Here is a 14,097-nt window from a genome sequence, read left to right on the forward strand (position 1 = left end):
CTGCCTGGAGCCCCTCGCGGAGCCTTTCAGCTCCTCTCGAAGTGGCGCGCATTATAGCGACCTCTTCGACCTTGGCAAGCTCTTTTTTGAAGAAATTTTCTTAAGAAAATCAATTACTTGGAGCTGCCTCCTCACCACTTCTCAAGCAGCGAGGGCGCGAACTATACGGGCAGGCCGGAGCCGCCGCAAGCACTTTTGTGACAAAACTGTAAAAAAGATTTTTTCGGTAAAATTTCGCCCAAAAATCACTCAACCTTCGGTCGTAAACAGGTGGTACTTCTTCTTGCCCAGCCGAACTATAAAGAAACGCCCACTGAGCGCTTTGTCCGCACTAAACACAGCTGCCGGGCTGGCGTTACTATCCATTCCGACAGGATGACCGTTGACCAACACCGCATTGCGCCCCAGCGCATCTTTTACCGGTTTGCCGGAAGGTGCCATTTCCGCATCGACCAACAGGTTGATCAGGCTCTGCTCACCAAAGTCAGCCGGCAGTGCGGAGCTGGGCAGGCCATCGAGACGCAGCTGCTCGAGGTCACCGGCCGACAAATCGCCAATTTCTCCAGAGAACAGCGCATGGGAAATACGCTCAGCTGCAGCGAGCCCTTCGTCACGGTGCACGAGACGGGTCACCTCACGCGCCAGAATACCCTGCCCCTCCGGCTTGCCGGCACGCTCGCGATCAGCTTCCTCGATGCCATCAATCTCATCGACACTGAGGAACGTGAAGTAACGCAGGAACTTGTAGACATCCGCGTCGGCGGTATTCAACCAGAACTGGTAGAAGGCGTATGGCGAGGTACGGTTGGCATCCAGCCAGATGGTGCCACTCTCGGTCTTGCCGAACTTGGTGCCATCCGCCTTGGTCACCAGCGGCAGGGTTAAACCGAAGACCTTGCCGCGGTGCTGACGGCGAGTGAGGTCGACGCCGCCGGTAATGTTGCCCCACTGGTCTGAGCCGCCAATCTGCAAGGTGCAGCTGTAGCGCTTGTAGAGTTCCGAAAAGTCCATCGACTGCAGCAGCATGTAGGAAAACTCGGTAAATGAGATGCCCTCACCTTCCCGCTGAATACGCTGCTTCACCGACTCCTTGTTAATCATGTTGTTGACGGAGAAATGTTTTCCCACATCGCGCAGGAAATCGAGCACACTCAGGTCGCGTGTCCAGTCGAGATTGTTGGCGACGACGGCGCTGTTATCGCCACAATCAAAGTCGACAAACTGGGAAACCTGGCGCTTTAGTTTCTCAACCCAGCCGGACACCACCTCCGGCGTATTGAGGCTTCGCTCCTGCGCCTTGAAGGAAGGGTCGCCAATAAGGCCGGTTGCGCCGCCAACTAGCGCTATGGGCTTATGTCCTGCCGCCTGAAACCTCTTCAAAGTAAGCAGCGGTACTAAACTGCCTATATGCAGGGAATCAGCAGTGGGATCGAAACCGCAATAGAGGGTACGACTCTCCGTCAAATGCTGCGTCAACTCACCGTCACCGGTCGCCTGGTTAATCAGCCCGCGGCGGTCCAAGTCTTTAAGCAGTGTCGCATCGACCCCAGCCATGGTTTTCCCTCGTAATATGACTCGAAATTAAGGCCGCCGGACGGCGGCGAAATGGGCTGCAACATTACCGGACTTTGTAGCAAATACAAGTTGCGGCGGCTTCAGGCCCCGACGAAGGCGCCAACGACTGCCAGGGAATAAGCGCAGAGGAACTCAGTCATGGACAGACAGGTCAATTACCTCGTGAACCACGGCGGATTTTTTGTTATAAAGCCGCCTCAGTGCTCGTTTTTTAGGCACCCGCTGCCGACAACAGCGATAACAACGACAACCAGCGCCGATCGTTAAGACCATGCAAGACCAACGCAAACCGACGCCGCGCCTGTTTGGCGCCCTGCGCCAGCACTTCCCGCGCACTCACGCTGTAACCGCCGGAGCGGCCAGCTTTGCCCTCGCGCTGACCATGTTCGTCTCCACTCCGGAAGTGGAGGCCAAGCGGTTATCACTGCCGGTGAACCTCTCCACGATGGATGAGATGAATGCCGCCGCTGCCGGGGTACAGCAACAGAGACCAGAAGAGACGGCCGAACCCAAACTGCGCTCCCAGAGTCTGAAGGTGCAGAATGGTGACACCTTGTCGGACCTGTTCCAGCGCGCGGGGGTCAGCGCCACCGAAATGTATCAGCTGCTCTCCAGTGGCAAAGAAGCCAAGCAACTGGCCCGCCTGACGCCCGGAGAGGAATTCACATTCCACACCGATGGAGATGGCGCACTGCAGAGTCTCGAGCTGCACCGCGACCGCCTCAACCTGGTGGCGTTTACCCGCGACGAAGCCGACGCTTTCACCTATGCGCTGCACCAGCGGGAGGCAGACAGCTACACCGCCTACCGCGAAGCGGAAATCGACAGCTCACTGTTTGTGGCCGGCAGCAATGCCGGCCTCAGCCAGAGTCTGATTATGGAAATGGCGGAAGTGTTCAGCTCCGATATCGACTTCGCCCTGGATATCCGCAAGGGTGACCGCTTCAATGTGATGTACGAGGAGAAATTCCTCGACGGCGAGAAAATCGGCAACGGCCCGATCCAGGCCGTGAGCTTCACCAACCAGGGCAAGACCTTCAGCGCGGTGCGCTATGTGGACAGCAATGGTGACGCCAACTATTACACGCCCGACGGCAAGAGCATGCGCAAAGCCTTTATCCGTACACCGGTGGATATCGGCCGCATCAGCTCGCACTTCAATCCGCGCCGCCTGCACCCAATTTTCAAGACGCGCCGCCCCCATAACGGCACCGACTACGCCGCGCCGCGCGGCACACCGGTTTACGCTGCCGGCGACGGCCGCGTGATCAAGGCGGGCTACAGCAAGTCCAACGGCAACTATGTCTTCGTTCAGCACGGCGAGCGCTATGTGACCCGCTACCTGCACCTGAACAAGCGCAAGGTCAAGAGCGGCCAGCGCGTCAAGCAGCGCCAGGTGATCGGTACCGTCGGCTCTACTGGCTACGCCACCGGCCCGCACCTGCACTACGAATTCCTGGTAAACGGTCATCACCGCAATCCGGCGACGATCGTGCGCAAGCTGCCGAAGGCCAAATCAATTCCCGAATCCGAAATGGCTCGCTTCAGGTCCCAGACCCAGCCGCTACTGGCAAAACTGGAGAACTACGAACAGCCCGCCCTGGCGCAACGCAGCGAAGATAACGACAACAACAGCGTTAACTAGAATGCCCGATCTGTACATCGGCCTGATGTCCGGCACCAGCGTCGACTCAATCGACGCGGTGCTGGTCGACTTCGGTGACGAAGACAAGCCAAAACCCCGTATCCTGACCGCCCTCGGTCACCCAATTCACCCAACGCTGCGCGACGCCATCCTCGCGCTCTGCGCGCCCGGCCCCTCGGAGCTCGATCGCGCCGGCCAATTGGACCGCCAGTTGGGACAGGCGTTTGCGGAGGCCACCAACACACTGCTGGCGCGAGCCGGCGTCAAACCCGGCGAAATTACTGCAATCGGCAGCCACGGCCAGACCGTTCGCCACCGGCCACCGGGTGCAGTGGCGACCCCGTTCACCGTACAGCTGGGCGACCCCAATACCATTGCCGCACTGACCGGAATCACCACGGTGGCGGACTTCCGCCGCAGAGATATGGCGCTCGGCGGCCAGGGCGCGCCGCTGATGCCCGCCTTCCACCGCGCCGCCTTCGCCACCGACTGCGATCGCGCAGTGGTCAATATCGGCGGCATGGCCAACATTACCGAGCTGGCCGCGGACGGCAGCGTCCACGGTTACGATACCGGGCCGGGCAACGCCCTGCTGGACTACTGGATAAACCTGCACAAGGGGCAGCCGTTCGACCGCGATGGCGCCTGGGCCGCCAGCGGCCGCGCCAACCCGGAATTGCTCAATCGTCTGCTGGCGGACCCCTATTTCGCGGCCAGGCCGCCGAAAAGTACCGGGCGTGAAACCTTCAATGCCAGCTGGCTGGAACAGGCCTGCTCGGGACTGGAACTGGCACCGCCGGATGTACAGGCCACACTGGCAGAAGTCACCGCTGCCAGCATCGCCGAAGCAGTCCACGTGTTTGCCGACGGCGGCGAGCTGCTGATTTGTGGCGGCGGCGCCAAGAACAAAGATCTGCTGGCACGACTGCGCCGGCGCCTGCCCACCTGGTCGATTGCCGACACCGGCACTTACGGCATAGATGCGGACTGGCTGGAGGCCGTTGGATTCGCCTGGCTGGCGCGGCAGACGCTGCTCGGCCTGCCAGGAAACTGCCCCGGCGTCACCGGTGCCCGGGAAGAGTCGGTGCTCGGAGCCATCCACCCCGCCTGACAATCAACGGGATCGGGACAGCCTTCCGCTCCCACCGGAGATACCCGCATGCTCTGCTGAGGAGTGATGCCGGACAGGCTGCGGAAAGTTGACCGCAGCCACCAACGCGGACCGGACCTACCGGCGAGAAGGAATCTAGATAGAGAAGGAAGAACCGCAACCGCAGGTGGAGGAGGCATTGGGGTTCTGCACGACGAAACGGGAGCCGGACAGCCCCTCTTCATAATCGACACTGGCGCCGACCAGGTAGGGATAGCTCATCGCATCCACCAGCACCTGAATGCCATCTTTTTCGACCACCGCGTCATCTTCGGCCACCAACTCGTCGAAGGTGAAACCGTACTGGAACCCCGAGCAGCCGCCGCCGGTCACGAAAACGCGCAGCTTGAGTTCGGGGTTGCCCTCATCCTCCAGCAGGCTCTTGACCTTGGCCACCGCGCTGTCGGTTACCACCACCGGTTCAGGAGAAAAGGAAACAGCTTCAGACATAAGTCTCTCTCAACGTATCGGAGCATTCGCGGCTCGCACAATAATTATACAGAGCGCAGCCCCGAGGCGGTCATCTTGCTTAAACCCAGAAAAACAGTCAAGTATTGTGAAACGGCGAGCCCCGGTACCACAGGGTAGCCGGGGCTCGCAGGCGGTGCCGGAAGGCCCCGATATTAATCCGCTTCGATGACCGTCTCGTCCTCAGAGTACTCGATCATCCGCGGCTCGCTGGTGCTGTCCATATCGACGTTGGAGACCAGAGAGCCGTTTACCTGGGCACCCTTGACCATCTCGATCAGTTTGTAGTGGACATTGCCTTCCACCATCGCCTTGGAGGCCAGCTCCAGATGGCGCGTAGCGTAGACGTCGCCCTTTACGTTGCCATTGATTACCACGTGGGGTACGCGGATCTCACCCTCTACCATGCCGCCGTCGACGATCTGCAGTCGGGCATCGCTGTCGCTGTGTGCGCTCACGTTACCGCGCACCTTGCCCTCGATCACCAGGTTGCCGCGGAAATGCAGGTCACCGGACACTTCCGTCTGGCGCGCAATCAAAGTCGTGTGGTTGCTACTTGTGCTGGCCATAGTAGGAGCCTTCTCTTTTTTACTAAACATTATTCAATAAAACCTCGTCAGTTCAGCCCTTGCGCTAGCTTTTCTGTACCAGCCAGCCATAACGCTGTTCTATATTGAAACCCTTGCGCCCGCTCGATTTAAGCGACAACTCGACGCCCTCCGGCTCAAAACCTTCGGGCAACTGTAGCTCACCTTCGATATTTTGAAAGTACTTGAAGCGCAATGGAATCGACTCACTATCCACCTGTGGCGACAGGTCGCTCAGGGGGTAGCGTTTTGGCTGTCCGTCCTGGCGGCCCACAATGGTGAAGGTCGCATTGCCCTTTACAACATTGTGTCGCGTAGCCGATTGCTGGACCAGCAGCTTGTACTGGTAGCGGCGCGGATCGGCGGTCTGCGAAATACTGAAACGGCCGATGGATACCCCATCGCTGCCGTCGGCGGGCGCCATCAGGCCCCGGTAAAAGGAAATCTCCTGCTTGAGCTCGGCGATACGGCTCTCTTTCTGTACCAACTCCGCACGCACCTTCTCACTGGCCTGCTCGCCAATCGTCAGGGACTGTTCGGCGGTGGCGGCGCGCAGGCGCAGCGCCTCGTTTTCACTTTTCAGCTCATCGAGCTGCCGCAGGGCCCGCTCGTGAGCCAGGTTTTTCTGGTCGAGACTGCTGCGCAGATGGTGCTGGCCGGCAAAATAGGCTGCGGCGGAAGTCGCCAACACCAGCAATGCGGCGCCCACGACGGAAAGAGCACCGGAAAACGGGCGATGGGGCACCACCTTCATGCGGTACTGCTTGCTGCCTTTTACTTTGCGCGCCATGTAATCCGTTGTTCTTATCTGGTGTTAGTTCGTCAAGATGAATCTGCCGATTTTAAGGCAGCAGCGCCGGGCTCTCCAGTCCCAGGGTCTCATCCAGGCCAAACATGATATTCATATTCTGTAACGCCTGTGCCGAGGATCCTTTCGCCAGGTTGTCGATGACCGACAACACCACCAGCGTATCCCGCCCCTGCGGCTGCAAGACCGAAAGCCGGCAGACGTTGGTGCCCCGCACACTGCGGGTCTGCGGGTGGCTACCAGCTGGCATGACGTCCACAAAGGGTTCATCCCTATAGCGACTCTCAAACAGTTCCTGCAGTTCCTGCGCCGACTGATCAGATCGCAGATTTGCGAACAGCGTCGCGTGGATACCGCGCACCATCGGCACGAGATGGGGCACGAAGGTGACCCGCGCGGCGCTGTCCCCGGCCGGCTGCACCCCGCGCAGTGTCTGCTCAATCTCCGGCTGGTGGCGATGGCCGCCGGCAGCGTAGGCGCGGAAGTTGTCGCTGTTCTCCGCCAGTAGCAGATCCGTTTTGGCCTGTCGCCCGGCACCACTGGCGCCGCTGGCGGCGCTGGCGATCAGCTGTCCGGGATCCACGATGCCCGCCTCCAGCAGGGGGATCCAGCCGAGCTGGATCGCCGTCGGATAACAGCCGGGACAGGCCACCAGCTGCGCACCGGCAATTTCCGCGCGGTTTAACTCCGGCAGGCCATAGACTGCCTGTGCCGCCAGCTCCGGTGCAGCGTGCTGCTGCCCGTACCACTGCTCCCAGGTGGGAATATCCCGGAGACGAAAATCCGCTGACAGGTCGATCACCCGCACACCGCGCTGAACCAGTTCCGGCACCTGCGCCTGCGCGACACCGTGAGGCGTGGCGAAAAACACCAGGTCGCACGCCGCCAGCTGCTCCAGATCCGGCTCGCAGAAGGCGAGATCGCAGTGACCGCGCAGGCTCGGGAAGAGTTCGGCGACGGGGGTGCCGGCGAGTGCACGCGAGGTAATCGCAGTTAATTCGACCTGCGGATGCGTGACCAACAGACGCAACAACTCCACACCCGTATAGCCGGTGCCGCCGACAATTGCTACCTTAATCACCTTGCTCGAATCTCCTGTACACCCGCGAATTGCGGGGGCAGTGTTTGGATCAGCGGAGCACTCTACCACAAGCTTCTGCACTATAAGGATGTGCGGTGTCACAGCGAACCGGGAAAGCCACCAAAAAGACGGAGACCGGCTGGCCATTGCGGGAGCGGGGCCTGGAGCGGCTGCGCCTGATGCTGTCCGCCCAGGACGCGCTGGCACCGCTGCTGGCCATGGGGCTGCTGATCGGCCTCTGCGCTGGCGCGGTGACGGTACTGTTTCGCCTGGTCAGTGAATGGCCGACCCACCTGTTTTTGTCGATCCCCGAGCGCTACGAATCGCTGCCGCCGCACTGGCGCTTCGGCCTGCCGGTGCTCGGCTCGCTGCTGCTCGGCAGCATGTACCTGTTACTGAAGCCCAGCCGCCGCAACGTGGGCGTGGTGCACGTACTCGACCGCCTGCATAACCACCAGGGATTCATGCCGATACAGAATGCGTTCCTGCAGTTTTTTGCCGGTGCGACCGCGCTGGTCAGCGGTCACTCGGTCGGGCGCGAGGGGCCGGCGGTGCACCTGGGGGCCGCCAGCGGCAGCTGGGTGGCGCGCAAACTGCGGCTGCCCAACAACTCGGTGCGCAGCCTGCTCGGCTGCGGCGTCGCCGCGGCCATTGCGGCCTCGTTCAACACGCCGCTGGCCGGCGTTGTCTTCGCGATGGAAGTCGTGATGCTGGAATATTCGGTGGTGGGATTCCTGCCGGTCATGCTCGCCGCCGTAGCCGGCAGCACGACTGCGCAACTCGCTTTCGGCCGCCAGCCCGCCTTCAACGTACCGGCAATCCAGCTGAACTCACTGGCGGAATTGCCGGTACTGCTGCTCTGCGCTCTGGTCATCGGCACCCTGGCCGCGCTGTTTATCCGCGTACATCGCCGACTGGCGAAATATCAGCGCCGCTCACCACTGGGGCGGTTCCTGATCGTCGGGCTCACCACCGGCACCATCGCCATCTGGGTGCCGGAAATCCTCGGCGCCGGTTACGACACCCTGGAAAAGGCCATGCTCGGCGAGATAGCGTTGTCAGCGCTGATTATCATTGTGGTGGCAAAACTTGTCGCCACTGCTCTGGGCACCAGCCTGGGGATTCCCGGCGGTGTCATCGGCCCGAGCCTGTTCCTCGGCGCCTGCCTCGGCGGTATTGCCGGTGGCCTCACCAACTACTGGCTGGGCGAATACACCGCCAGCCCCGGCTTCTACGCAATGGTCGGTATGGCCGCAATGATGGCGGCGCTGTTGAATGCCCCCCTGGCTGCGCTGCTGGCCATTCTCGAACTCACCTACAACCCCAATGTGCTGTTCCCGGGCATGATGATGATCGTCGTCGCCAGCCTGGTAAGCCGCTATTTCTTCGCCACGGAGGGCATTTTCCAGGAGACGTTACGCGCGCTGGACAAGAGTGGCACCCCCAGCTGGCGTCAGCAGATGCTGAGCCGTGTCGGCGTCGCCAGCGTGATGGAGCGCCGCTTCGTGGTGGCACCGCAAAAAATCAGCGAAGAGGAGGCGGTGCGGTTGATAGACCGACATCCGCAGTGGATCCTGATCGACCTGCCGAAAGAACCGGCGCCCCAGCTGCTCCGCGCGGCGGATCTGGCCAACTTTCTGCAGCGCGTAAAGGAAGCGCGCGCCGAGGCGAAAGATTCTGGCGAGCAACCCAAAAAAGAAAAAGAACAACCGGTGGACCTGCTCCAGTTGCCCGGCGATCGCGAACAGCTGGCCGAACTGAACTGGCGCGCGACCCTGCTCGAGGCCCAGCAGGAATTCGAATCCAGTGGTGCTGGTGCGCTCTACGTCAGCCGTGGCCACGGCGCCGCTCTGGACAACCGGGCTAGCGGCATTATCCTGCCGCAACATATCGATAACTTTTACCGAAAATAAACACTGTCAATTTCATCGCCGAGGGGGCACTCGATGTTGTGGGTTAAAGCTTTTCACCTGGTCGCCGTGGTGTGCTGGTTCGCCGCACTCTTCTACTTGCCGCGCCTGTTCGTCTACCACGTGGACGCCACCGACGCGGTTAGCCGCGACCGTTTCTGCATCATGGAGCGTCGCCTCTACCGCGGTATCGCCATGCCGTCGATGATTGCCACCATCGCTCTGGGAATCTGGCTGATCAGCTACAACTGGAGCTACTACAAGACTGCCGGCTGGCTGCACGCGAAACTTTTCTTTGTGGTGCTGTTAATCGGCTACCACCATATCTGCGGCGCCTATGTGCGCAAATTCGCCGCCGGTACCAATACCAAGAGCGGGCGTTATTTCCGGGTTTTCAATGAACTGCCGGTAATTGCGCTGATCGCGATCGTGATACTGGCGGTGGTGAGGCCTTTTTAATTTGGCGCCGGATCGTTCCGATGGCGGGGCGCCAAGCAACTAGAATTAGGCGCACAGCAAACGGCAGCTTTACAGACGACATATGGATACGCGCCAACCCATTATTCTGACCGTCACCCACCATGATCCCAGCGGCAGCGCCGGCATCGCCGCCGACACCGAAACTGCCGCCAGCCTCGGATGCCACTGCGCGTCGGTAGTCACCGCCATCAGCGTGGGCGATACCGGCGAGCTGCTCGGCGTGGCGCCGGTCGACGACAGCCTGTTGGTGGAACAGGCGCGCGCCGTGCTCGAGGATATGCCGGTCGCCGCAATCAAGGTCGGCTATCTCGGTTCGGTGGAAAATGTGCGCGCGCTGCACAGCGTGCTGCGCGACTACCCCAATATACCCGTCATTATCGATCCCGATGCCACCCTGGCCGACAAGGAGAGCTTGCTGGCACCACCGCTGTGGGAGGCGATGAGTACCCTACTGCTGCCCTATGCCACCATGGCCTGCCCCAACCGCCGCGAGGCGCGCGCGATGGCCCTGGAGGCGGATGTTTTCGACGCCATGGCGCAGGAGCTGCTCGAGAGCGGCTGCCGCTACCTGCTGCTGACCGGAGTGCCCTGCGAGCAGCAGCTGGAAAACCGCCTCTATGACGAGCGCGGCCTGATCCGCCAGTTCCACTGGGAGCGACTGCCACCGGCGGCCTACGGTGTCTGCGGCACCCTCGCCACCGCCATCGCCTGCCATATCGCCCACGGCCTCACCATTATCGAGGCGGTCAGCCGCAGCCAGCAGTTCACCTGGAGCGCCATCGCCGACAGCCGCCGGCTGGGCATGGGGCGGCCGATTCCGAACCGGCTTTTCTGGTGCAAACGCTAGGTTTCCTGGCTTTTAAGTCATGTCCCTCGCAAGCTCAAGCTTCCCGGCTTCGATCTGTAAAGAACGGCAGAGTCCAATGCGAAGGGTCTGATGCCGATGGCCTTTTGCGGGACTGTCGGCCGGAGGGACCCGGCCGACAAGCCTCCAGGGATGGATTTAGGGGCGGCGCCTAGCCCGTGTCCCGCAAAAGGCCATCGGTAGCAGGCCCGCCACCCAACCGTTTTATCGGCACGTTGTACCACTGGCACATGGCCGCGATAATGGCTCGCCAGAATCCCAACCCAATCCCCAGTTTTTAAATGAGTCCTATGAGCAAATCCGAACAACTCTTCGCCGAAGCCCAGAAAGTTATTCCCGGCGGTGTGAATTCACCGGTGCGCGCCTTCCGCGCGGTCGGCGGTACGCCGCTGTTTATCCAGCGCGCCGAAGGCGCCTACCTGTACGACGCCGACGGCAAGCGCTATATCGACTACGTGCAGTCCTGGGGGCCGATGGTGCTCGGCCACGCACACCCGGACGTGATTGAAGCCGTGGTGGAACAGGCGCAATCCGGACTCAGCTTCGGCGCACCGACGGAGCTGGAGACCGAGCTTGCAGAAGAAGTCTGTCGCTTGTGGCCGAATATGGACCTGGTGCGCTTCGTCAGCTCCGGCACCGAGGCCACCATGAGCGCCATTCGCCTGGCGCGCGGCTACACCGGCCGCGATAAGATCGTCAAATTCGAGGGCTGCTACCACGGCCACTCCGACTCGCTGCTGGTGAAGGCCGGTTCCGGCGCCCTGACGATGGGCGTGCCCTCGTCACCGGGCGTGCCGGCATCCCTGGCCGATCACACCATTACCCTGAACTACAACGACGCCGACGGCGTACGCAAATGTTTCGATGAGATCGGCGACCAGATCGCCTGCATCATCGTCGAGCCGGTGGCCGGCAATATGAACTGCATCCCGCCGCTGCCCGGTTTCCTGGAGACCCTGCGCGAGGTCTGCGACCAGCACGGCGCCCTGCTGATCATCGACGAAGTGATGACCGGCTTCCGCGTCAGCCTGACTGGCGCCCAGGGCCACTATGGCATCGAGGCTGACCTCACCACGCTCGGCAAGGTCATCGGCGGCGGCATGCCCGTCGGCGCCTTCGGCGGCAAGCGCGAAATCATGGAAAAGATCGCGCCGCTGGGTCCGGTCTACCAGGCCGGCACCCTGTCCGGTAACCCGATGGCAATGGTCGCCGGCCTAGAAACCCTGCGCCTGGTGCAGGAACCGGGCCTCTACGAGGAACTCACCGCCAAGACCGACCGCCTCGTCGAGGGCGTCCTGGCCGCGGCCAGGGAGGCCGGCATTCCCCTGACCGCCAACAAGGCCGGCAGCATGTTCGGATTCTTCTTCACCGATACGCCGCAGGTTTCCAACTACCAGCAGGTCATGGCCTGTGACACCGAGCGCTTCAACCGCTTCTTCCACGGCATGCTGGAAGAGGGGGTCTACCTGGCTCCGGCCTCCTATGAAGCCGGCTTTATGTCCGCGGCCCACAGTGACGAGGACATCGAGCAGACCATCGCCGCCGCGCGCCGGGTCTTCGCCCGACTCGCCTGATCGCTCTTCGCTCGACGCCCGCCCCAACAGGGAGCGGGCGCACCTTCCACCACATAAGAGTCCGCGACTGCACATTGCCGTGCGAAAAGCATTGCATTCACCGCCGTTGCGCCCTATAAAAATGTATACATTTTATAAAAGGTATACATTGTGGCGCGTTCCCTACTGGCGGATACCAGCCTGTCTACAGTCAGCGCCGGCTTCGTCGCCGTGCTCGTCGGCATTGCCAGCTCGGTGGCCATCGTCTTCGAAGCGGCCCGCGCCGCCGGTGCCGACGAGGCGATGATGGCGTCCTGGATCGGCGCCCTGGGTCTGGGCATGGGGCTGACCTGCATCGCCTTTTCCTGGTATTACCGCGCGCCGGTGATCACCGCCTGGTCCACGCCGGGCGCCGCGCTGCTGGCAACCGGCCTGGTCGGCGTGCCGATGGCCGAGGCCGTGGGGGCATTTGTGTTCAGTGCGCTGCTGACCCTGCTTGTCGGGTTGTCTGGCACCTTTGACAAGGTCATGCGGAGAATCCCCATACCGATCGCCAGTGCCATGCTCGCCGGTATTCTGGTGCAATTCGGCCTGTCCGTTTTCACATCACTGCAGAGCAATCCACTGCTGGTCGGCGCCATGCTGCTCACCTATCTCCTCGGCCGCCGCTGGCTGCCCCGCTACGCAATCATCCTGGTGCTGGCGGTCGGGTTTGCACTCTGCTGGCCGCTGGGACTGATTCATGTCGATCAGCTGCAGTGGGCACCCGGCCGGCCGATCGCAATAGTGCCGCGATTCGAATTGTCGACGCTGCTCGGTGTCGGCCTGCCGCTGTTTATCGTCACCATGACCTCACAGAATATTCCCGGCGTGGCCACCCTGCGGGCGAGTGGTTACGGGCAGGTGCCGGTTTCACCGGTCATCAGCGGCACCGGGCTGACGTCGCTGTTGCTGACACCGTTCGGCGGCTTCGCCTTCAATCTCGCCGCCATTACCGCTGCCATCTGCACTGGCCCGGAGGCACATGCGGATCCGGCCCGGCGCTACACTGCGGGCATCGCCGCCGGAGTTTTCTATCTGCTCGTGGGGCTCAGTGGCGCCAGCGTCGTGGCCTTGTTCAGTGCCTTTCCCCAGGCGCTGATCGCGAGCCTGGCCGGCCTGGCACTGATCGGCACCATCGGTTCCAGTCTCGCCAGTGCGACCGGCGATGCCGACAGCCGCGAAGCGGCCCTGATCACTTTCCTGATCACCGCCTCCGGCGCGAGTTTCTTCGGCATCGGCGCCGCCTTCTGGGGATTGCTCGGTGGGCTGGTAAGCTACTGGCTTTTTCGGCGGGGCAATCCGTGAGTCTCTACCAGCGTATCAAGGAGGATCTACTGCGGGGCCGTTTCGCGCCGGGCCAGGTGCTGAAGCAGACGGAGCTGGCGGAACTCTATGACGTCAGCCGCATTCCGGTGCGCGACGCCGTGCAGCAACTGAAGAGTGAAGGCTGGCTCACCGGCCACGGCAAGCGCGGCGTGGCGGTACCGCGCTTCGACCCACTCGAGGTCGAAGACCTGTACCTGATGCGGATGCGCCTGGAGCCACTGCTGCAGACACTGGCGGCCCCGCAGTTGAACGCGGAAACCCTCGGCCGCGCCAGGGACATTCTCGACCGCATGGATGCCGACCCGACACTTCCGGCTGCGGAGATCGGTGCGCTCAACTGGGCGTTTCACGCCTGCCTGTACAAGGCCGCCGCGCGTCCGACACTGTTTGCCACCGTGGAGCAACTGCACCGGCAGTGCGAGCGCTATATCGGCTACCAGTCCCGCAGCCTCGATTACCAGCGCACCAGCCAGCGCGAGCACTACGCGATTCTCGACGCGCTGCAGCGCGGCGACAGCGAGACGGCCGCTTCACTGCTGGAACAGCATGTCGCCGCCGCCGGGCAGCAACTGGCGGAATTCCTGCGCGCACGCTGCGATTGACGCGC

Annotated in this window: 13 protein-coding genes; 8 read left to right on the forward strand and 5 right to left on the reverse strand. The window is 61.9% G+C overall.

The window, feature by feature from the left end:
- Positions 1 to 249 precede the first annotated feature (249 nt).
- Positions 250 to 1,554, reverse strand: a complete 1,305-nt coding sequence (gene tyrS, locus BUC36_RS12130; protein ID WP_073275542.1) for a tyrosine--tRNA ligase — start codon at positions 1,552 to 1,554, stop codon at positions 250 to 252.
- A gap of 292 nt (positions 1,555 to 1,846) precedes the next feature.
- Between tyrS and BUC36_RS12135 the strand changes: the two genes are divergently transcribed.
- A complete protein-coding gene (locus BUC36_RS12135) occupies positions 1,847 to 3,220 on the forward strand; it encodes a peptidoglycan DD-metalloendopeptidase family protein (RefSeq protein WP_073275544.1) in 1,374 nt (457 codons plus the stop codon).
- 1 nt (position 3,221) lies between these two features.
- Complete coding sequence (locus tag BUC36_RS12140) at positions 3,222 to 4,331, forward strand: anhydro-N-acetylmuramic acid kinase (RefSeq protein WP_073275546.1); 1,110 nt, start codon at positions 3,222 to 3,224, stop codon at positions 4,329 to 4,331.
- A 135-nt stretch (positions 4,332 to 4,466) separates the two neighbouring features.
- Here BUC36_RS12140 and erpA read toward each other — a convergent pair whose 3' ends face one another.
- The 4 genes from erpA to argC form a co-directional block, all read right to left on the reverse strand.
- On the reverse strand, positions 4,467 to 4,820 hold the full coding sequence (erpA, locus tag BUC36_RS12145) for an iron-sulfur cluster insertion protein ErpA (RefSeq protein ID WP_073275548.1): 354 nt from the start codon (positions 4,818 to 4,820) through the stop codon (positions 4,467 to 4,469).
- A 173-nt stretch (positions 4,821 to 4,993) separates the two neighbouring features.
- Positions 4,994 to 5,407, reverse strand: a complete 414-nt coding sequence (locus tag BUC36_RS12150) for a bactofilin family protein (RefSeq protein ID WP_084535977.1) — start codon at positions 5,405 to 5,407, stop codon at positions 4,994 to 4,996.
- Between the two features lie 64 nt (positions 5,408 to 5,471).
- On the reverse strand, positions 5,472 to 6,215 hold the full coding sequence (locus tag BUC36_RS12155) for a DUF6776 family protein (RefSeq protein ID WP_073275552.1): 744 nt from the start codon (positions 6,213 to 6,215) through the stop codon (positions 5,472 to 5,474).
- A gap of 52 nt (positions 6,216 to 6,267) precedes the next feature.
- Entirely contained in the window at positions 6,268 to 7,314 is a 1,047-nt protein-coding gene (argC, locus tag BUC36_RS12160) for an N-acetyl-gamma-glutamyl-phosphate reductase (RefSeq protein WP_073275554.1), read from the reverse strand.
- A 95-nt stretch (positions 7,315 to 7,409) separates the two neighbouring features.
- Between argC and BUC36_RS12165 the strand changes: the two genes are divergently transcribed.
- The 6 genes from BUC36_RS12165 to BUC36_RS12190 all read left to right on the forward strand — a co-directional run bounded on the left by BUC36_RS12165 (position 7,410) and on the right by BUC36_RS12190 (position 14,092).
- Positions 7,410 to 9,227 (forward strand): chloride channel protein, encoded by a 1,818-nt coding sequence (locus tag BUC36_RS12165; protein WP_234994982.1) that lies wholly within the window; start codon positions 7,410 to 7,412, stop codon positions 9,225 to 9,227.
- 33 nt (positions 9,228 to 9,260) lie between these two features.
- Entirely contained in the window at positions 9,261 to 9,683 is a 423-nt protein-coding gene (hemJ, locus tag BUC36_RS12170) for a protoporphyrinogen oxidase HemJ (protein ID WP_073275556.1), read from the forward strand.
- A gap of 82 nt (positions 9,684 to 9,765) precedes the next feature.
- Entirely contained in the window at positions 9,766 to 10,551 is a 786-nt protein-coding gene (thiD, locus tag BUC36_RS12175) for a bifunctional hydroxymethylpyrimidine kinase/phosphomethylpyrimidine kinase (protein ID WP_073275558.1), read from the forward strand.
- Between the two features lie 308 nt (positions 10,552 to 10,859).
- A complete protein-coding gene (gene hemL, locus BUC36_RS12180; RefSeq protein ID WP_073275560.1) occupies positions 10,860 to 12,143 on the forward strand; it encodes a glutamate-1-semialdehyde 2,1-aminomutase in 1,284 nt (427 codons plus the stop codon).
- 150 nt (positions 12,144 to 12,293) lie between these two features.
- On the forward strand, positions 12,294 to 13,469 hold the full coding sequence (locus BUC36_RS12185) for a benzoate/H(+) symporter BenE family transporter (RefSeq protein ID WP_084535979.1): 1,176 nt from the start codon (positions 12,294 to 12,296) through the stop codon (positions 13,467 to 13,469).
- Complete coding sequence (locus tag BUC36_RS12190; protein WP_084535981.1) at positions 13,466 to 14,092, forward strand: GntR family transcriptional regulator; 627 nt, start codon at positions 13,466 to 13,468, stop codon at positions 14,090 to 14,092. The genes BUC36_RS12185 and BUC36_RS12190 overlap by 4 nt, the downstream gene beginning before the upstream one ends.
- Positions 14,093 to 14,097 lie beyond the last annotated feature (5 nt).

The organism is Microbulbifer donghaiensis (assembly GCF_900129095.1).
In the GTDB taxonomy this organism is placed as follows: domain Bacteria; phylum Pseudomonadota; class Gammaproteobacteria; order Pseudomonadales; family Cellvibrionaceae; genus Microbulbifer; species Microbulbifer donghaiensis.

Coding starts and splice junctions, on each gene's coding strand:
- tyrS (WP_073275542.1), bottom strand. CDS start 1,554: ATGGCTGGGGTCGATGCGACACTGCTTAAAGACTTGGACCGCCGCGGG.
- BUC36_RS12135 (WP_073275544.1), top strand. CDS start 1,847: ATGCAAGACCAACGCAAACCGACGCCGCGCCTGTTTGGCGCCCTGCGC.
- BUC36_RS12140 (WP_073275546.1), top strand. CDS start 3,222: ATGCCCGATCTGTACATCGGCCTGATGTCCGGCACCAGCGTCGACTCA.
- erpA (WP_073275548.1), bottom strand. CDS start 4,820: ATGTCTGAAGCTGTTTCCTTTTCTCCTGAACCGGTGGTGGTAACCGAC.
- BUC36_RS12150 (WP_084535977.1), bottom strand. CDS start 5,407: ATGGCCAGCACAAGTAGCAACCACACGACTTTGATTGCGCGCCAGACG.
- BUC36_RS12155 (WP_073275552.1), bottom strand. CDS start 6,215: ATGGCGCGCAAAGTAAAAGGCAGCAAGCAGTACCGCATGAAGGTGGTG.
- hemJ (WP_073275556.1), top strand. CDS start 9,261: ATGTTGTGGGTTAAAGCTTTTCACCTGGTCGCCGTGGTGTGCTGGTTC.
- thiD (WP_073275558.1), top strand. CDS start 9,766: ATGGATACGCGCCAACCCATTATTCTGACCGTCACCCACCATGATCCC.
- hemL (WP_073275560.1), top strand. CDS start 10,860: ATGAGCAAATCCGAACAACTCTTCGCCGAAGCCCAGAAAGTTATTCCC.